At 64.6% G+C, this 18,499-nt stretch carries 17 protein-coding genes; 10 read left to right on the plus strand and 7 right to left on the minus strand.

All coding sequences use genetic code 11. The features are described 5' to 3' along the window. Window positions 1-5 precede the first annotated feature (5 nt). Window positions 6-2,144, plus strand: a complete 2,139-nt coding sequence (hemDX, locus tag DOD19_RS03310) for a fused uroporphyrinogen-III synthase HemD/membrane protein HemX (protein ID WP_112183975.1) — start codon at window positions 6-8, stop codon at window positions 2,142-2,144. A gap of 2 nt (window positions 2,145-2,146) precedes the next feature. Next, on the plus strand, window positions 2,147-3,340 hold the full coding sequence (locus DOD19_RS03315; protein ID WP_112183977.1) for a heme biosynthesis protein HemY: 1,194 nt from the start codon (window positions 2,147-2,149) through the stop codon (window positions 3,338-3,340). 46 nt (window positions 3,341-3,386) lie between these two features. Here the strand turns inward: DOD19_RS03315 and DOD19_RS03320 are convergent, their stop codons facing one another. The 3 genes from DOD19_RS03320 to DOD19_RS03330 all read right to left on the minus strand — a co-directional run bounded on the left by DOD19_RS03320 (window position 3,387) and on the right by DOD19_RS03330 (window position 7,078). After that, the gene (locus tag DOD19_RS03320) at window positions 3,387-4,721 is read right to left on the minus strand and encodes an MFS transporter (protein ID WP_112183979.1); all 1,335 of its coding nucleotides are present in this window, start codon (window positions 4,719-4,721) and stop codon (window positions 3,387-3,389) included. A gap of 122 nt (window positions 4,722-4,843) precedes the next feature. Then, window positions 4,844-5,602 (minus strand): SDR family oxidoreductase, encoded by a 759-nt coding sequence (locus tag DOD19_RS03325; RefSeq protein ID WP_024975068.1) that lies wholly within the window; start codon window positions 5,600-5,602, stop codon window positions 4,844-4,846. A 39-nt stretch (window positions 5,603-5,641) separates the two neighbouring features. After that, window positions 5,642-7,078: an aldehyde dehydrogenase family protein gene (locus DOD19_RS03330; RefSeq protein ID WP_024975069.1), complete on the minus strand. Its 1,437-nt coding sequence runs from the start codon at window positions 7,076-7,078 to the stop codon at window positions 5,642-5,644. A 169-nt stretch (window positions 7,079-7,247) separates the two neighbouring features. Here DOD19_RS03330 and ppa point away from each other — a divergent pair, with 169 nt between their 5' ends. Together ppa and DOD19_RS03340 are read left to right on the plus strand one after the other, a co-directional pair. Next, a complete protein-coding gene (ppa, locus tag DOD19_RS03335) occupies window positions 7,248-7,775 on the plus strand; it encodes an inorganic diphosphatase (RefSeq protein ID WP_024975070.1) in 528 nt (175 codons plus the stop codon). 302 nt (window positions 7,776-8,077) lie between these two features. Next, window positions 8,078-8,269, plus strand: coding sequence for a hypothetical protein (locus DOD19_RS03340; protein ID WP_024975071.1), 192 nt, complete (start codon window positions 8,078-8,080; stop codon window positions 8,267-8,269). Between the two features lie 65 nt (window positions 8,270-8,334). On the opposite strand, the gene DOD19_RS03345 is transcribed toward DOD19_RS03340, so the two are convergent. Next, on the minus strand, window positions 8,335-9,567 hold the full coding sequence (locus tag DOD19_RS03345; protein WP_024975072.1) for a GNAT family N-acetyltransferase: 1,233 nt from the start codon (window positions 9,565-9,567) through the stop codon (window positions 8,335-8,337). Window positions 9,568-9,622: 55 nt separating this feature from the next. On the opposite strand from DOD19_RS03345, the gene DOD19_RS03350 reads away from it, so the two are divergent. From DOD19_RS03350 to DOD19_RS03360, 3 genes are read left to right on the plus strand one after another with little or no spacing between them, the layout of a single operon-like run. Then, window positions 9,623-11,260 (plus strand): NAD+ synthase, encoded by a 1,638-nt coding sequence (locus tag DOD19_RS03350; RefSeq protein WP_112184321.1) that lies wholly within the window; start codon window positions 9,623-9,625, stop codon window positions 11,258-11,260. A 9-nt stretch (window positions 11,261-11,269) separates the two neighbouring features. Next, window positions 11,270-11,896 (plus strand): class I SAM-dependent methyltransferase, encoded by a 627-nt coding sequence (locus tag DOD19_RS03355; RefSeq protein ID WP_024975074.1) that lies wholly within the window; start codon window positions 11,270-11,272, stop codon window positions 11,894-11,896. A gap of 13 nt (window positions 11,897-11,909) precedes the next feature. Next, a complete protein-coding gene (locus DOD19_RS03360; RefSeq protein ID WP_004631293.1) occupies window positions 11,910-12,248 on the plus strand; it encodes a P-II family nitrogen regulator in 339 nt (112 codons plus the stop codon). Window positions 12,249-12,281: 33 nt separating this feature from the next. Here the strand turns inward: DOD19_RS03360 and DOD19_RS03365 are convergent, their stop codons facing one another. From DOD19_RS03365 to trxB, 3 genes are all read right to left on the minus strand, one after another. Further along, window positions 12,282-12,905, minus strand: coding sequence for a trimeric intracellular cation channel family protein (locus DOD19_RS03365; RefSeq protein ID WP_024975075.1), 624 nt, complete (start codon window positions 12,903-12,905; stop codon window positions 12,282-12,284). Between the two features lie 47 nt (window positions 12,906-12,952). After that, window positions 12,953-13,618, minus strand: a complete 666-nt coding sequence (locus DOD19_RS03370; protein WP_112183981.1) for a Smr/MutS family protein — start codon at window positions 13,616-13,618, stop codon at window positions 12,953-12,955. Between the two features lie 131 nt (window positions 13,619-13,749). Next, window positions 13,750-14,706, minus strand: coding sequence for a thioredoxin-disulfide reductase (gene trxB / locus DOD19_RS03375; protein WP_112183983.1), 957 nt, complete (start codon window positions 14,704-14,706; stop codon window positions 13,750-13,752). Window positions 14,707-14,929: 223 nt separating this feature from the next. Here trxB and DOD19_RS03380 point away from each other — a divergent pair, with 223 nt between their 5' ends. The 3 genes from DOD19_RS03380 (at window position 14,930) to DOD19_RS03390 (ending at window position 18,493) form a co-directional block, all read left to right on the plus strand. After that, a complete protein-coding gene (locus tag DOD19_RS03380; RefSeq protein ID WP_024975078.1) occupies window positions 14,930-17,275 on the plus strand; it encodes a DNA translocase FtsK in 2,346 nt (781 codons plus the stop codon). Window positions 17,276-17,384: 109 nt separating this feature from the next. Further along, complete coding sequence (gene lolA, locus DOD19_RS03385; RefSeq protein WP_112183985.1) at window positions 17,385-18,032, plus strand: outer membrane lipoprotein chaperone LolA; 648 nt, start codon at window positions 17,385-17,387, stop codon at window positions 18,030-18,032. Window positions 18,033-18,067: 35 nt separating this feature from the next. Further along, window positions 18,068-18,493: a hypothetical protein gene (locus tag DOD19_RS03390; RefSeq protein WP_024975080.1), complete on the plus strand. Its 426-nt coding sequence runs from the start codon at window positions 18,068-18,070 to the stop codon at window positions 18,491-18,493. The last annotated feature ends 6 nt before the right edge of the window (window positions 18,494-18,499 follow it).

Raw genomic sequence — 18,499 nt, forward strand, 5'->3', positions numbered from 1 at the left:
TCGCCATGGACGACCACTTGCCACTGCGCTTGTCACCATCGTCGCCCGCATCCAGCACGCCGCCTGTTCAATCGGCAACCCCGCCCGTGGTGGTGGTCACGCGTCCGCGCGCGCAGGCGCCCATGCTGGTGGCGGCGCTTGAGCGCCACGGCCTGCGTACGCACCAGTTTCCACTGCTCGACATTGCGCCGACGCCCAATCTCGACGACTTGCGTGCCGCACTGCGCGATCCTTCACGCTACGCACTGGTCGTGTTCGTCAGCCCCAACGCCGTGCAACAGGCATTTGCCGCCATGTCGGAAGGTTTCCGCTGGCCGCAGGAGGTGCCGGTAGCGGTGGTGGGCCCCGCGAGCGCACAGGCACTTGCCACGCACGGCGTTGCTCCGCCGGCGCACCGTGTGATCAAACCCGACACGCATGCCGACGACGCACGCCAGGATTCCGAAGCGCTGTACGCGCGGCTGGATGTGCCCGCGTTGAGCGGCCGGGAGGTGCTGATCGTGCGGGGCAACGGTGGCCGCGAATGGTTGGCCGATCAACTGCGCGAAGCCGGCGCATCGGTCCGCACGGTGGAAGCCTATCGCCGCAGCGTGCCGGTGCCCGATGCCGCTGCGTGGCTCGCGTTACGTGCCGTGCTTTCGGCCCGCCATGCCTGGACGCTCACCAGCTCCGAGGCCGTCCGTAATCTCGATGAACTGGCCCGCGCCAATCTGTCGCCCGCCGATCTGGATACGCTGCACGGCGCGCCATGCTTTGCTTCGCACGCCCGCATCGTCGAACAAGCCAAATCGCTGGGCTTTCGCGACGTGACGCTCACCGGCGCCGGCGACGACCGGCTCCTCGCCAGCGTGCTCGCGTGGGCCGGGCCGGTATCGGCAGCCGAGCATGCCCCGGCAGCGGTGTCGGCTGAATCAAACCCGTCTACTTCTTCTTCCACTGTGACGCAGACTCCCGTTCCCTCGGCGGCTCCCGCTTCTGCCCCTGCTTCGACACCAGCGCCCGCATCCGCGGCAGCCAAGCCGAGCCCGGCCCCAGCGCCTGCTGCTCCGCCGGCTGCGTTTGCGCCCACCATGACGGTCAACCATGCGCCGCGCCGTGGCGGTTGGCTGATCTGGGTGGTGCTGGTTGCGGTTGTGGCAGCGGTGGCCGCGCTGCAGGTGCGCAACGAGCGCCTGGCGCGCGAGATCCGTCAGCACGCCCAGACGAACGAAGCGCTGGCGCAGGAGATGCGCGTGCTGTCGCGCGCGGATCAGGATTCGGTTTCCCAGCTGCAACAGAAATTCGGTGCGCTGGATGCCCGTACCGCTGAAACGCGCGATCGCCAAGCCGCGCTGGAGCAGGCCAACCAAGACCTTCTGCGCAATCGCGATGACTGGCAGCGCGCCGAGATCCAGCGTTCGCTGGAAGTCACCGCCGAGCAACTACAACTGACGGGCAATGTCGCCGGCGCGCTGGCTGCGCTGCAAACGGTCGACGCGCGCCTGGCCACGCTCGACAAGCCGCAGTTCAACGCCGTGCGCCGGGCGGTATCGCGCGACATGGCCAAGCTCAAGGCGATGCCGTCGTTTGATCTGGCGGGTGCGACGCTGCGGTTGGATGACGCCATCAACGCTGTAGACACGCTGCCGCTCATCTCGTCGGCCCAGCCGCTGGAGGCGGAACAGGCTGCGCAGGCGCCGCATGCGGCCGCGAAACCCACGAAGAATGCCAAGGCGCATGCTGCGGCCGCGTCGGCGCCGGTTGCATCGACGCCGTCAAACGCCGGATGGTCGGCTGGCGTGCGTGCCTGGTGGGGCCGCCTGTGGAGCGACGTGCGCGACGAACTCGGCCAGATCGTACAGGTGCGCCGCGTCGACCAGACCGAGGCATTGCTGCTGTCTTCGGACCAAGCGTGGTTCTTGCGCGAAAACCTCAAGCTGCGCCTGATGAATGCACGCCTGGCATTGCTCTCGCGCAATGACGCCGTGTTCCGCGCCGACCTGGGGCGTGCCGATACGCTGCTCGCGCGCTACTTTGATACGCAGTCTTCGCGCGTGACCACGGTGCAGAATCAACTGTCGCAGGTGCGCGCGACGGCGGGCACGCTGCAGGTGCCGACGCTGGCTGACAGCCTTGCCGCCGTGCGCGGTTCGGGCAAGGAGTGAGCATGCGCTGGGTATTCTGGGTCGCGCTCCTGTTTGCTGCCGCCGTTGGGCTGGCGCTGTTTACTGAACTCAACCTGAGCAACGTCGTGCTGTTCTACCCGCCGTACCGGGTCGAGATGTCGCTCAATTTCGTGCTGGCGGCACTGCTGGCGACGTTCGTGGTGCTGCATCTTGTGATGCGCCTTTTCCACCATGTGGCCGGCATGCCGGCGCGTGCTGCAGCGTATCGCGAGCGCAACCGCATCCTGAAGGCGTCTGCCGCGCTGCGCGAAGCGATGGAAAGCCTGTTTGCCGGGCGCTTTGGCCATGCGGAGCGCCAGGCGCGCGAAGCACAGGCTTGGGAGCCGCAGCGCGAAACGGCCGCGCTGATCGGTGCCCGTGCCGCACACCGCATGCAGGAGACCGAGCGCCGCGACGCCTGGATGGCCGAAGTGTCTTCGCCCGATCGTGAGCAGGCGAAGCTTGTGTCGATGGCCGAATTGCTGGTCGACGCACGCGATGCGGAAGGTGCGCTGGAGAAGATCGCGCAACTGCAATCGCAGGGCTCGCGGCAGATTCAGGCGCAACGCATTGCCCTGCGTGCGCATCAGCATCTGAAGAACTGGAGTGAGGTGCTGCGCCTCACGCGTGCCCTGGAAAAGCGCAACGCCATCCATTCCGTGCTGGCCGCACGACTCAAGCAGATGGCGTGTGAAACGCTGTTGGCCGAGCGCCGCCACGATGCCGATGCGCTGAACAGCTTCTGGCGCGAGCTGACCACGGAGGAGCGCCGCTCGCCTCGCATTGCCTCCCTGGCGGCACTGTATTTCGCGCAGCTTGGTCGCACCGATGATGCCAAGCGCATCGTTGAAGATGGCCTGAAGACGCATTGGGATAGCCGCCTGATCCGTCGCTACGCCGATTGCGCAGTGCCGGGCAAGGCCCTGCCGTTGATCCAGCAGGCCGAGAAATGGCTCGCCCAGCATCCGGTAGATGCCGACCTGTTCTACACGCTCGGCATGCTGTGCTTCAAGGAGCAGCTCTGGGGCAAGGCGCAGTCGAACCTGGAGTCGGCATTGAAGTACGCCGATGCCGATCACTCTGGCAACCTGCGCGCCCATGCGCATCTGGCGCTTGCACAGATGTTCGAACAGACGGAGCGCATGGAAGATGCCCAGCGCCACTATCGCCAAAGCGCATTGCTTGCCGTGAAATGAGAAAGGCCGGGATGACCCCGGCCTTTTTTCTTGCTGGTGACGGCGCCTATTTGTTCACCATCCGTGCCGGTACGGAAAGCGTGAGGATTGCACCCAGCACCATCGACGCGGCCAGCATGTACATGCCGGAATCGGTGCTCTGCGTGGCGTCTTTCAGCCAGCCGACGGCGTAGGGGCTCAGGAAGCCCGCAAGGTTGCCCAGCGAATTGATGAGCGCAATGCCGGCGGCGGCGCCGGTGCCAGCCAGGAACGCAGTCGGCAGGCTCCAGAACAGCGGCAACGTGGTCAGGATGCCCATGGTGCCGAGCGTGAGGGCGGCCATGGCCAGCGTGGTGTCGGTGTGCCACACGGCGGACAGTACGAGCCCGACCGCGCCCACCACCGCAGGAATCGCGATGTGCCAGCGGCGCTCACGCAGGCGGTCGGCGCTGCGGGCCACCAAGACCATGGCGACGACTGCCGCGCCGTACGGAATCGCCGTCAGCAAGCCCACCGAGAACGGATCTGCCACGCCGGTCTGCTTGATCAGTGTCGGCAGCCAGAAGCTCACGCCATACAGGCCCATCACGAAGGTGAAGTAGATCAGGCTCATCAGCCACACGCGCGGGCTGGCCATGACGGTGCGGATGGGCGGGTCTTCCTTCTCGGCGTCTTCGGCGGCGATGTTGCGGGCGAGCAGCGCCTTCTCTTCCTCGGTCAGCCACTTCGCGTGGCTGATGCGGTCGTCCAGATAAGCCAGCACGAAGATGCCGACGATGATCGAGGGAATGCCTTCGATCAGGAACATCCACTGCCAGCCGGCTAGGCCGTAGACGCCGCCAAACGCCTTCATCGCCCAGCCTGAGATGGGGCCGCCGATCACGCCCGACAGCGCAATCGCCGTCATGAAGAAGGTGGTGGTGCGCCCACGCCGCTGCCCCGGATACCAGTACGTGAGGTACAGGATGATGCCCGGGAAGAAGCCGGCTTCTGCCAGGCCCAGCAGAAAGCGCATTACGTAGAACATGGCCGGCGTGGTCACGAACATCATGGCCGCCGAGATGATGCCCCACGAAATCATGATCCGTGCAATCCAGATGCGCGCGCCCACGCGGTGCAGGATCACATTGCTCGGCACTTCAAAGAGGAAGTAGCCGATGAAGAAGATGCCCGCGCCCAGGCCGTAGATGGTCTCGCTGAACTTAAGGTCGTTGAGCATCTGCAGCTTGGCAAAGCCCACGTTGACGCGATCGAGATACGCGACCACGTAGCACAGCAGCAGGAACGGAACGAGGCGCCACGTCACCTTGCGGTACGTGGCTTCTTCAAGCGCGCTTGTGGACTGGGGCGGCAGCGTGCTTGCGCCGCCGACCGGTGAGGTGGGTGGGGTGGTGGTGGCCATCGGGTCTCCAGAATTGTTGTGAGTTCAGGCCGAGTGCTCCTCGTTACCTACCTCGGCCTGGAAAACCGCCACAGCATTCTGCGCTTCTCGGGCGAATGCGCCAAGACGCCCGCCGGCAGGGTTTATACGCAGCGCCCGCCGTCCACTTCCAAACACGTGCCGGTAATGAACTCCGCTTCGTCCGACGCCAGATACAGGCATGCGTTGGCCACATCCTGCGGCGTGGAGAGCCGCCCCATCGGGATCGTCGCCAGGAAGCGCGCGCGGTTCTCAGGGGTGTCGGGTACGCCCATGAACTGCTCGATGAGGCCCGTGGCGCCCATCACCGGGTTCACGCAGTTCACGCGGATCTTGTCGGGGCCAAGCTCCGCCGCCATCGCCTTGCTGGCCGTGATGACGGCCCCCTTGCTGGCGTTGTACCAGACGAGCCCCGGCCGCGGCCGGATGCCTGCGGTGGACGCCACATTGACGAACACGCCGCCACCGCGCTCCCGGAAGTGCGGGACGATGTGATGCGCCGTCCAGTAAATGCTCTTCACGTTGACGGCCATCACGCGGTCGAACTCATCTTCGGTGATCTGCAACAGGGGCTTGTTCTTGTGCGTGGTGCCGGCGTTGTTCACGACGATGTGCAGATCGCCATAGCGCCCCAGCGTGGCGCCCAGCAATTTGGCGACGGAATCGCCATTCGACACGTCAGCGTGCACGAAATGCGCATCGCCGCCGGCCACGCGAATGGCGCTGGCCACGCGTTCGCCGGCTTCCGCATTCAGGTCATTGACGACGACGCGTGCGCCTTCGCGGGCAAAGGTGTTGGCGATGCCTTCTCCAAAACCCGAACCCGCGCCCGTGACGATGGCGATTTTGCCGGCAAGCCGCATGGTGTCTCCTCGTGTTGTGGGTGGATGTTGCGTTGCGCCTTAACCGTGACGGATGGCGATGGTCTTGAGCGTGGTGAAACCGTAGAGCGCTTCAAAGCCCTTCTCGCGCCCATGGCCCGATTGGCCCATTCCGCCGAAGGGCAGTTCAACGCCGCCGCCCGCCCCGTAATTGTTGATGAAGACCTGGCCGGCCCTGAGCTTGCGTGCGAGGCGCATCTGGCGGCCACCGTCGTTCGTCCACACGCCAGCCACCAGGCCGTACGGTGTGCCGTTGGCCAGGGCCAGCGCTTCGGCTTCGGTATCGAACGGCATGGCGGCCAGCAGCGGGCCGAACACTTCCTGTTGTGCGAGCCGGTGCGTGTGCGGCACATCGCGCAGCAGCATCGGCGCCTGGTAGTAGCCGGTCTCGGGCGCCTCGGGCACCACTTGGCCCTGGGCCATCACCGGAATGTTGGCGTGCTGCGCATCCGAGACGAAATCCCATACGCGTTGCTGCTGCTTGGGGTTGATGAGCGGCCCGCAATCCAGATCCAGCGACGACGGGCCGACCTTGATGGATTCGAACACCATGGCCAGCCGGTCCAGCATCGCCTCATACACGCTGCGCTCGATCAGTACGCGGCTGCCGGCAGAGCACGTCTGCCCGGCGTTCTGGATGATGCCGTTCACCACGGCTGGAATGGCCGCTTCCAGATCGGCGTCGGCAAACACGATTTGCGGAGATTTGCCGCCAAGTTCCAGCGTCACGGGCACGTGGTTTTCTGCCGCCGCTCGCACAACGGCTTTGCCCGTTTCCGGTGATCCCGTGAACGACACATGGTTGATGCCGGGATGCGCAGCCAGTGCCGCACCCGCTTCGTGGCCATAGCCGGTCACGATGTTGAGTGCGCCGTCGGGCAGGCCTGCCTCGGCGGCCAGCTCGGCCACGCGCAGGATCGACAGGCACGCGTCTTCCGCCGGCTTGACCACGCATGCGTTGCCCGCCGCCAGTGCAGCGCCCACGCTGCGCCCGAAGATCTGCATCGGGTAGTTCCACGGGATGATGTGTGCCGTTACGCCATGCGGCTCGCGCACGGTCAGCACGGTGGTATCGGCCGGGTAGGGGATGGTTTGCCCGTGCAGCTTGTCGGCCGCACCGGCGTAGAACTCGAAGTAGCGGGCCACGGCGCGGGCGTCGGCGCGCGCTTGGCGCATGGGCTTGCCGGTGTCGCGGGCTTCCAGGCGGGCCAGTTCTTCTTCGTGATCGGCCAGGCGCAGGGCCACGCGCATGAGCACACGGCCGCGCTCGGCTGGCGGCAACTGGCCCCAGACGCCCTCGAACGCACGCCGCGCTGCGTGCACGGCCACGGTGATGTCGGTGGCGTTGCCGCGCGCAATCTCGGCAAAGGATTGGCCGTCGGACGGGTCGAACACCTTGATGCGCATCCCCGAGTCGGGCGACATCAGACGGTTGGCGATGAAGTGCTGGGCATGCATGGGGGGTTCCTGCAAAAGATCGGCAACGCACGATTTTCGCACGGGTGCAGGCCGGGTAGGGGAAGCGGCAGGGTGTCAGGGGCTATAATGCCCGCCGACAGATTTTCACGTTTCTTTCCAACCATTTGCGTCGCGTTTTTACGCAGTTCGCGCATTCCGGAGCATTTCCATGAGCTTCAACAACGTCTCGCCGGGCAAGGACATCCCCAACGATTTCAACGTCATCATCGAGATCCCGGCGCAGAGCGACCCGGTCAAGTACGAAGCCGACAAGGAAACCGGCCTGCTGTTCGTGGACCGCTTCGTGGGTACCGGCATGCGCTACCCGGCCAACTACGGTTTCATCCCGCAGACGCTCTCGGGCGACGGTGACCCGGTCGACGTGCTGGTCGTCACGCCGTTCCCGCTCATCCACGGTTGCGTGGTGCGCTGCCGTGCCCTGGGCATGCTGAAGATGACCGACGAATCCGGCGTGGACGCCAAGCTGGTTGCCGTGCCTGTCAACAAGCTGAGCCCGGCCACGGCCCACATGACCGACCTGTCGGACATCGGCCAGAACCTGCTGGATCAGATCAAGCACTTCTTCGAGCACTACAAGGCGCTGGAAGCCGGCAAGTGGGTCAAGGTCGAAGGCTGGGGCGGCATTGAAGAAGCCCACAAGGAAATCGCCGACGGCGTTGCCAACTATAAGAAGTAAGCAATTTCAGGATTTCGCCATACGGCGTGTCTGACAAATCCCGGGCTCCGGATGGAGCGCCGGGATTTTTTCTTTGCGAAGTGGCCATCAGCGCCATGCGCACGGATTTGTCGGCGTGCGTCAGAGCGCCATCTGCGGCCGGGGCTAGGTCGTTGTATGCGTTTCATGGAGTTCTCTACGAGTTTTGCATACTTACCGCCCGGTAGTTCTGCTACACAGAGATTTAAGAAACGCTCATTTGCCCACCGGAAACGGCCCCTCTAGACTCCCCGTCAAGTTTGACTCCAACCCTTGGTACTGCGATGTTGAACAAGACCGTTGTCGTTCCCGTGCTTTCCGCTGTGGCCATGGCCGCATTTACTGTGTGGGCGCTGCTGGTTGGGCCGCCGGACGCCGCCCACGCTGGCGAGCGTGCCGTTGCATCGACCGCCATGGCTGTTGATTCGAACGCCGCACACTGCGTGATCGCCCGGCAGAAGCCTGCCGCACACTAAGCTTTGCTTCCGCGTCCGCCGCTCGTGCGGACGCGGTCTTTCCCCCCCTCCGCCGTTTCCCGCCGCTAATCCGATTCTGATCGTTGCCTGAACGGCGAGCGGTCTGTCAGTTCATCCAAATACGCTTCCATGCCGGCCGTCTCGCGGTCGAGGAACCTGCCGACTGCATCGGCAAACGCCGGGTGCGCCAGCCAGTGTGCCGATAGCGTCGCCACCGGCTCGAAGCCGCGCGCCATCTTATGTTCGCCTTGCGCGCCACCTTCGAACGTGCGGATGCCGTGCGTGATGCAGTACGTCAGCGGCTGGTAATACGCCGTCTCAAAGTGCAGGCAGGGGTGATGTTCGATCGCACCCCAGTAGCGGCCGTACATGACGGACGCTTCGGGCCGTGTGTCGACCACCAGCAGCGCGCTGGCGATGTCGTTGCCGTCGCGCGAGGCGACCACCAGCAGGAGGTTTTCCGGCATCGTCTGGCCGATCTGGCGGAAGAACTCCAGGTTCAGATACGGCGACGAGTGATGTTCGCGGTAGGTGGTGCGATAGCAGCGGTGGAAGAAGCGCCAGTCGGCGTCTGTTGCCGCTGCGCCGGGCACATGGCGGAACGTAATGCCGGCGTCGTGCACGCGGCGGCGCTCGGCGCGGATATTCTTGCGCTTCTTTTGTTCCAGCGCGGCCAGAAAGTCGTCGAAGCTGGCAAAGCCCGGATTGCACCAGTGGAATTGCACCCCTTGCCGCAGCAGCATGCCGGCCGCACGCATTTGCTCGGCCTCGCCGGCGGTGGGAAAGAGCACATGCAGCGATGACAACTCGCTCTGCCGCGCAACCGCCAGCAACGTGTCGAGCAGCGCCGCGCGGGCAGCCGCATCCCGCGCCAGCAAGCGCGCGCCCTGGACTGGCGTAAACGGCACGGCGGACAGCCATTTCGGGTAGTACTCCAGCCCATGCTGCGCATACGCATTGGCCCACGCCCAGTCGAAGACGTACTCGCCATAGGAGTGGCCCTTCACATACAGCGGTACGGCCGCAGCGAGCACTTCGCCATCGGGGCCGTCTTCCCACAGCGTCAGGTATTGCGGCGACCAGCCGGTGTCGGGCGATGCGCTGCCGCTCTCATGCAGGGCGTGCAGGAAATCGAAACGCAGGAAGGGCGTTGCCTCGGGCTGCAGGGCGAGCAGGGCGTCCCACGCATCGCGGCCAATGTCACGCAGATCGGTCACAAGTCGCATGCGATAATTGGCTAATTCGTGCCGCGAACCAGCGCGCGCTTGGGGCTCGGGAAAAAGGGGGCGAGAGGTCATGCCGCCGATTCTAATTCCAGCTTCGAATGCCGCGCTTGCAATCCACATTGCCCCCATGACCGTCTCTGTCGCTCTCGCCCAGATCAACTGCACCGTCGGCGATTTCGCCGGCAATGCTGCCCGCATCGTCGCCGCCGCGCGCGAAGCGCACCAGGCTGGTGCGCGCGTTCTGCTCACGCCGGAACTGTCGCTCACGGGCTATCCGCCCGAAGACCTGCTGCTGCGCCCGGCCTTCATTGATGCCAGCGCGCGCGCGCTTGACGCGCTTATCGCCGAACTGGCGGCCTTCCCGGGTTTGCACGTGTTGATCGGGCACCCGCAACTCTCGGTGGAAGCCCCGGCCCCCGGCCTGTTGCCCAAGCCCACGAACAGCGCCACAGTGGCCGCGGACGGCCGCGTGGTCGGCCGGTACAACAAGCTGGAATTGCCCAACAACGAGGTTTTTGACGAGAAGCGCTACTTCCAGCCCGGCACCGAGCCCTTTGTGTTCGAAGTGGACGGCACGCGCTTCGGCGTCGTCATCTGTGAAGACGCCTGGTATGCCACGGCCACGGCCTATGCCAAGGCTGCCGGTGCGCAGGTTGTGCTGATCCCCAACGCCTCGCCGTATCACCTCGACAAGGAAGACCTGCGCGAGCGGATCATCGGTGACCGCGTAAAGGAATCGGGCTTGCCGCATGTGTATGCGAACCTGGTCGGCGGGCAAGATGAGCTCGTCTTCGATGGCGGCTCGTTCGTGCTCGACGCCGAAGGCAACGTCGTCGTGAGGATGGGGCAGTTTGTGGAGGGCGTCGGCTACGCGCAGTTCGGCGGCGGACGCGCGCTGCCGGGCGCGATCGTGCCGGAGCCTTCGCTGGAAGCCCAGGTGTACGAGGCGCTCAAGCTGGGCGTACGCGATTACCTCGGCAAGAACGGCTTCCCCGGCGCGATCATCGGCTTGTCGGGTGGCGTCGATTCCGCTTTGGTGCTGGCGATTGCCGTCGATGCGCTGGGCGCCGATCGTGTGCGCGCGGTGATGATGCCCTCGCGCTACACGGCCGATATCTCGTGGGTGGATGCGCGCGACATGGCGGCTCGGCTGGGCGTGCAGTACGACGAAATCGCCATCAGCCCGATGTTCGACGCATTCAAGGGCGCATTGGCGGAGGAGTTCCGCGGGCTACCCGAAGATGCGACGGAAGAGAACATCCAGGCGCGCATTCGCGGCACGCTGCTGATGGCGCTGTCCAACAAGAGCGGCAGCATCGTGCTGACGACCGGCAACAAGAGCGAAATGGCGGTCGGCTACTGCACGTTGTACGGTGACATGGCCGGTGGTTTTGCCGTCATCAAGGACATCTTCAAGACGCTGGTCTACCGGCTGTGCCGCTACCGCAATTCGTTGTCGGAAGTGATTCCTGAGCGCATCCTGACCCGCGCGCCGTCAGCCGAGCTGCGCGAGAACCAGACCGATCAGGACAGCCTGCCCGAATACGATGCGCTCGACGCCGTCGTGCAGCGCTACATGGAGCAGAACCAGCCGGTGGCCGACATCATTGCTGCGGGGTTTGCCGAGGCCGACGTGCAGAAGATCGTGCGCCTCATCAAGATCAACGAGTACAAGCGGCGTCAGGCGCCAGTGGGCATTCGCGTGACGCAGCGGGCGTTCGGGCGCGACTGGCGGTATCCGATTACGTCGCGTTTCAAAGAGTAAGCCGCCGCCATGCTCGACTACTACGCCAAGCGTGCCCCCGAATACGAACGCATCTATGCGAGGCCGGAACGGCAGGGGGATTTGGCGTGGTTGAAGGCGCGCGTGCGTGATCTGACGCGCGGTGCGCGGGTGCTGGATCTGGCGTGCGGCACCGGTTTCTGGACCGAGGCGATGACGGACGCGCGCAGCATCGTCGGCGCTGATTACAACGACACCGTACTGCGCATTGCGCGCGGCAAGGACATCCCTAGGGCGTCGTTTGTGCGCGCGGACAACGATGCGCTGCCTTTTGCGCCTGGCATGTTTGATGTGATGACGGCAGGCTGCTGGTGGTCGCATGTGCCGCTGCAGCGCTTGCGCCAGCACGTCGAAGCGTTGCACCGCGCCCTGGGGCCCGGCGTGCGTGTGCTGTGGTTCGATAACCAGTATGTGTTCGGCTCAAGCACGCCCATTGCCTACAACGACGAACATGGCAACACGTGGCAGCGTCGCCCCTTGCGCGATGGCAGCGAGCACGATGTGCTGAAGAACTTTCCGGACGATCCGACGCTGCTGCAGACGGTGGCCGGCATCGCCCGGGATGTGCGCATTAACCGGCTCCAGTATTATTGGATGCTTGAATACTTCACCAACTAGTGAGCGAGACACCATGAAACAGATCACCGCCATCATCAAGCCCTTCAAACTGGACGAAGTGCGCGAGTCGCTCGCCGACGTGGGGGTGACCGGCCTGACCGTCACCGAGGTCAAGGGTTTTGGCCGTCAGAAGGGCCACACCGAGCTGTATCGTGGTGCGGAATACGTGGTCGACTTCCTGCCGAAGATCAAGATCGAGGTGGTGGTGGCCGAGAGCCAGGTCGAGAACGTCATCGACACCATCGTCAAGGCCGCCAAGACTGGCAAGATCGGCGACGGCAAGATTTTCGTGATGCCGGTGGAGCAGGTGATTCGCATCCGCACCGGCGAGAAGGACGAAGCAGCGGTCTGAAGCCTTTTTCTGTGGCCGGCGCGCTCGCGCCGGTCAGCGCGGCAGGGTGATGTTCCAGCGCAGCGTCGCTAGCCGCCCGATCACGATCGCCAGCGTGGCGATCACCACGGACACGCTTGGCAGCAAGTCCGTGTGCGTCAGCCCGACGTAAAGGAAGCACCCGAGAAACGCGCACGTTGCGTACGGGTGATTGTCCCGCAGCAGCATGGGCACTTCATTGCAGACCACGTCGCGCAGCAGGCCTCCAAAGGCCGACGTGATCACACCCATCATCACCGACACGAAGACCGGCACGCCCGCATCGAGCGCCAGTTGCGTGCCCAGCACGCCAAAGAGCCCCATGCCGATGGCGTCGGCCACGATCAGCACGCGATCGGACACCAGTTGGCTCACCAGTCGGATCACCCAGTTGGCGAACAGGCTCATCACGAACAGCGCGAGCAGGTATTGCTCGTGCTCGATCCAGTAGAAGGGCCGTCGATCCAGAAGCAGATCGCGCAATGTGCCGCCACCGAACGCGGTCAGGAACGCAACGATGAATGCGCCCACGGCATCGAGCCGGCGCCGTTTGGCCTCCGCCAACCCAGAGATGGCAAACGAGAAGACCGCGAGGATCTCCACCCAGTGCATCACCAGTTGCAGGCGGGTCACGTGCATATGCGTGTTGTTCTTGTGATGAGCGGGGCGAATGGGAGGACTGTGCTTTAGGAGCCGTGCGGCTGGCGCAGCAGCACCAGCACCGCGCCAGCGCCCCCAGCCGTGTTGCGGGGCTCGACAAAAGCGATCACTTCTTCCTTCTGCACCAGCCACGAGCGCACCTTGCCCTTGAGCACGGGCGTTTTGTCGGGCGAGCCGAGTCCCTTGCCGTGGACCACGCGCACGCAGCGGATGCCACGCTGTACGGCACGGCGCAGGAAGGCTGCGAGCGCCTCGCGGGCTTCTTCGCGGCGCATGCCGTGCAGGTCGATCTGGTCTTGCGTGGCCCACTCGCCGCGGCGCAGTTTCTTGAGCACGTCGTCGCCAATGCCAGGGCGACGGTAGGAAAGCGTGTCGTCGGTTTCCAGGAGGTTGTCCACGTCGAATTCATCCGACAGCGAATCGCGCAGCACGGTTTGCTCTTCGGCACGCGAATGCACGGGGTCGGGCGCGGGCGGATTGCGCGGATGCTCGACGCGCTTGTTCTGGCGTAGCGCGCTCACCTCGCCGATGCTGGCACGGAACACGTTGGCTTCTTCTGCGGCCTTGCGTGCGGCGGCTTCGGCGCGCTGGCGTGCGGCTTCGCGTGCTTCCGTCTCGTGCTTGAGCTGGTCACGCAGACCGGCCAGGTCGGTCAGGCTGAGCTTGTTGGCGGGGGAGGGGGCGCGTTTCATGGTGAAGGGCAGGCGAGCACATCGGGGGTGGAGCGTGTGTCGATTATACGAAGGTGCCGCACATGGCAAAACGGCCGATGGTCACCCATCGGCCGTTTTGTTTGCGCCCGGAAGCCCCGGCGCGATGACGCTTATTCCAGGCTTTCCAGGTAGCGCTGGGCGTCCAGTGCGGCCATGCAACCCGTGCCGGCGCTGGTGATGGCCTGGCGGTAGATATGGTCCTGGACGTCGCCCGCGGCGAACACGCCCGGGATGTTGGTGGCGGTGGCCATGCCATCCAGGCCGCTCTTCGTGCGGATGTAGCCCGTGTCGTTCATGTCGAGCTGGCCGCGGAAGATGTCGGTGTTCGGCTTGTGGCCGATGGCGATGAACACGCCCGCCACCTTGAGCTCTTCGGTCTTGCCTTCGTTCTCGTTCGTGCCTTTCAGGCGGGCGCCCGTTACGCCGGAGTCATCGCCCAGGATCTCGTCGAGAACCATGTTCGTCTTGATCTCGATCTTGCCTTTCTTCTCCTGCTCATGCAGGCGGTCGATCAGGATCGGCTCGGCGCGGAACTTGTCGCGGCGGTGGATGAGCGTGACCTTGCTGGCGATGTTGGCCAGGTACAGCGCTTCTTCCACGGCGGTGTTGCCGCCACCCACCACGGCCACTTCCTGGCCCTTGTAGAAGAAGCCGTCGCACGTTGCGCAGGCAGACACGCCGCGGCCCGCGAAGGCTTCTTCCGACGGCAAGCCCAGATATTGGGCCGAAGCGCCGGTGGAGACGATCAGCGCATCGCAGGTGTATTCGCCCGAATCGCCCACCAGGCGGATCGGCTTCTCATTCAGATGCGCGGTGTGGATGTGGTCGAACAGCACGTCGGTCTTGAAGCGCTCGGCGTGTTCCAGAAAGCGCTGCATCAACTCGGGGCCTTGCAGGTGCTCCTTGTCAGCCGGCCAGTTTTCCACGTCGGTGGTGGTCATGAGCTGGCCGCCCTGTGCCAGACCGGTGACCAGCACGGGGTTCAGGTTGGCCCGGGCAGCGTAAATCGCGGCCGTGTAGCCGGCGGGGCCGGAGCCAAGGATCAGCACTTTTGCGTGTTTTGCCATGATGCGTTCTGTGTGTGCGCGGCACGAGGGGTGGAGCGCCGCCGTGCAGGCTAGGTGAGGGTGATGGGCGCCATTATAAAGTGGCACCCCCTCGTCTGCCCGGTTGTAAATTCCAATGGCGGTGATAGGGCCGCGTTACAATCCTCGGCATCGCATTTGTGCTGTCCTTTTGTGCTGTCACCAAGCCGCGCGGCCTTGCCCAAGCGGCGCACCCGTCTCCCGCATGGCTCGAGCTTCCACCACTCCGACAACCCGCACCGATCCCTCCGCACTGCCGTCCCGCATTGGACGGCTGCTGGGGGAGGTCCGCTGGTTCCTGTTGCTGGCGGTGACCATCGCCTTCCTGATCATCCTTCTGTCATACAACCGGGCCGACCCCGGTTTCACCCACGCCAGCCAGGTCGACGAAATCCGCAACCTGGGCGGCCGCGTGGGCGCGTGGCTGGCCGATCTGCTGCTGTTTGTCTTTGGCGCGTCCGCCTACTGGTGGGCGGTGCTGCTGGTGCGCAAGGTCTGGCGCGGCTGGCGCGAGCTGATGTCGGACGAGCGCCTGCCGCGCACCTCCATGCCGCGCGTTGACGCCAGTGTCACGTGGATCGGCTTTGCGCTCATCCTGGCTTCCAGCATGGGTCTGGAAGCCATCCGCATGTACTCGCTGCACATGAAGCTGCCGCGTGCGCCGGGCGGCGTGCTGGGCGATGTGATCGGCGGGGCGATGCAGCATTCGCTGGGCTTTACTGGCGGCACGCTGGCGCTGCTGTTCACGTTCCTGGTCGGGCTGTCGCTGTTCTTCCATTTTTCGTGGCTGAACCTGGCCGAGCAGATCGGCGCAGGCGTCGAGATGCTGTTCGTCGGCTTCAAGACGCGCCGCGAGAGCAAGCAGGACCGGGCCATTGGCGAGGCAGCCAAGGTCGAGCGCGAGGAGGTGGTCGAAACCCGCCGCGTGCGCATTGAAGAATCGCCGCCGGTGCAGATCGTGCGCCCGACCGCCGTGGTCAAGAGCGAACGCGTGGAGCGTGAAAAGCAGCAGCCGCTCTTTGTCGACATTCACGATTCGGACCTGCCGCCGCTCGCGCTGCTCGATCCGATCCCGCCGGTTGTGGAAACCGTGAGCGCCGAGACACTGGAATTCACCTCTCGCCTGATCGAGAAGAAACTCAAGGATTTCGGCGTGGATGTGCAGGTGGTGGCGGCCTATCCTGGCCCGGTCATCACGCGTTACGAAATCGAGCCCGCCACGGGCGTGAAGGGCAGCCAGATCGTCAACCTCGCCAAGGACCTGGCGCGTTCGCTGTCGCTGGTGTCGATCCGCGTGGTGGAGACGATTCCGGGCAAGAACTACATGGGTCTGGAGCTGCCGAACCCGAAGCGCCAGGCGGTGCGCCTGTCGGAGATTCTCGGCTCGCAGGTCTACAACGAGAGCGTATCGCAGCTCACGCTGGCGCTGGGCAAGGACATCGCCGGCAAGCCGGTGGTGGCCGACTTGGCCAAGATGCCGCACTGCATGGTGGCCGGTACCACGGGCTCCGGTAAGTCGGTCGGGATCAACGCGATGATCCTGTCGCTGCTGTACAAGGCCAAGGCCGACGCGGTGCGCCTGATCCTGATCGACCCGAAGATGCTGGAACTGAGCATCTACGAAGGCATTCCGCACCTGTTGTGCCCGGTCGTGACCGACATGCGGCAGGCTGGCCACGCGCTGAACTGGGCCGTGGGCGAGATGGAACGCCGTTACAAGCTCATGAGCAAGATGGGCGTGCGGAACCTGGCGGGCTTCAACAAGAAGATCGAAGAAGCCGCGGCGCGTGAAGAGAAGATTCCCAACCCGTTCAGCCTGACGCCGGACGCGCCGGAGCCGCTCGACAAGCTGCCGATGATCGTCATCGTGATCGACGAACTGGCCGACCTGATGATGGTGGTCGGCAAGAAGGTCGAAGAGCTGATCGCGCGGATCGCACAGAAGGCGCGTGCCGCCGGTATCCATCTGGTGCTGGCGACGCAGCGTCCGTCGGTGGACGTGATTACGGGCCTGATCAAGGCCAACGTGCCGACGCGGATCGCGTTCCAGGTCAGCAGCAAGATCGACTCGCGCACGATTCTTGACCAGCAGGGCGCCGAAGCGCTGCTGGGCATGGGCGACATGCTGTATCTGGCGCCCGGCACCGGTTTGCCGGTGCGCGTGCACGGTGCGTTCGTGTCGGACGAGGAAGTCCACCGCATCGTCGATAACCTCAAATCGCAAGGCGAGCCGAACTACATCGAAGGCATTCTCGAAGGCGGTGTGGCCGACGGCGAGGGCGGCGGCGATGGCTTTGGCGGCGGCGCGGGTCTTGTCGGCGCCGGTGGCGGCGAGGCTGACCCACTCTACGACCAAGCCGTCGACGTGGTGCTCAAGAACCGCCGTGCCTCGATCTCGCTGGTGCAGCGTCACCTGCGTATCGGCTACAACCGCGCCGCACGCCTGCTCGAAGACATGGAAAAGGCGGGCCTTGTTTCTGCCATGTCCGGCAACGGCAACCGCGAAATTCTGGCGCCCAACCGCAACGGCAACGTCGTCGAAGAGGAATGACGCTGTCCGCATGTTGCGCGCACTTGCCGTTACATCGCGTTACCGCGTCTGCGGAATGTTCGGGCGCGGCCGGCCACTAAGAATAAGATCAACTGAAACCGGGATTCCTATGTTTGTGTTGAAAGCACGTCACCTGATGGCCGTCGGGCTGGTTTCGCTGGCGGCATGGTCGGCCGGCGCCTATGCGGGCGCAGTCGAACAGCTCAATGCGTTCGTGAGCAACGTCAGCACCGCGCGCGGAGAGTTCGTCCAGCGACAAGTGAAGGGCGGCACCAACGGCAGCCCGTTGCGCGTGGCCGGTACCTCCAGCGGCGATTTCGTTTTCTCGCGCCCGGGCCGCTTCGTCTGGCGCTATGTGAAGCCATACGAGCAGCAACTCTCGGCCGACGGCCAGATGCTTTACATCTTCGACAAGGACCTGAACCAGATCACGGAGCGCAAGCTCGATGCGTCGCTGGGCTCCAGCCCCGCCGCCATCCTGTTCGGCAGCAACGATCTGGCCAAGAACTTCACGCTCAAGGAAGGCGGTACCAAAGACGGCATCGACTGGGCCGAACTCACCCCCAAGGCAAAGGACACCCAGTTCGAGCGCATCGCCATCGGCTTTCGCAGCGGCGAGCTGCAGGGGATGGAGCTGCGCGACGCCTTCGGGAACACCACCTTGCTGACGTTCTCGAACATCCAGAAGAATCCGCAACTGCCGGCCAACGTGTTCCGCTTTACGCCGCCCAAAGGGGCCGACGTAATCAAGCAATGACGCGTGCAGGCCGGTTTTCGACAAGGAGACCGACCATGCCTTTGCCGTTCACCACCCCGCTGCACCGAGCGGCCGCTCTTGCTGTCGCAGCGTCAGCGGCAGCCGTCTTTACCGGATGCGCCTCCACCGGTGCGTCCCGTTTTGATGTCGATTCCTTCCTCGCCGCGCCCGACACCGTGCTGGCCGAAGCCTTGGTCAACAAGGATTTCCTGCACGCGACCGAGCTGCCTGGCGCCGAGTGCAGCGCATTGGTGAAGGGGCACGCAGGGCAAGTTGTGCCGATCCAGACGCCGGCTGATCCGCGCCTGCCCGAGGCTTCCGCGCGTCAGCCGTTCGTGATTCAGCCGCCGGCCAGCGAGAGCGTCTGGCTCCTCCTGCGCTCGCCCAGCGGTGCGCAGTCATGTCATGGGCCGCTGCCGGCCAAGGCGTTCATGGGGCTCGTGCAGCGCGCGTCAAACTGACCGCGC

The organism is Ralstonia sp. GX3-BWBA (genome assembly GCF_003290055.1).
Classification (GTDB): domain Bacteria; phylum Pseudomonadota; class Gammaproteobacteria; order Burkholderiales; family Burkholderiaceae; genus Ralstonia; species Ralstonia holmesii.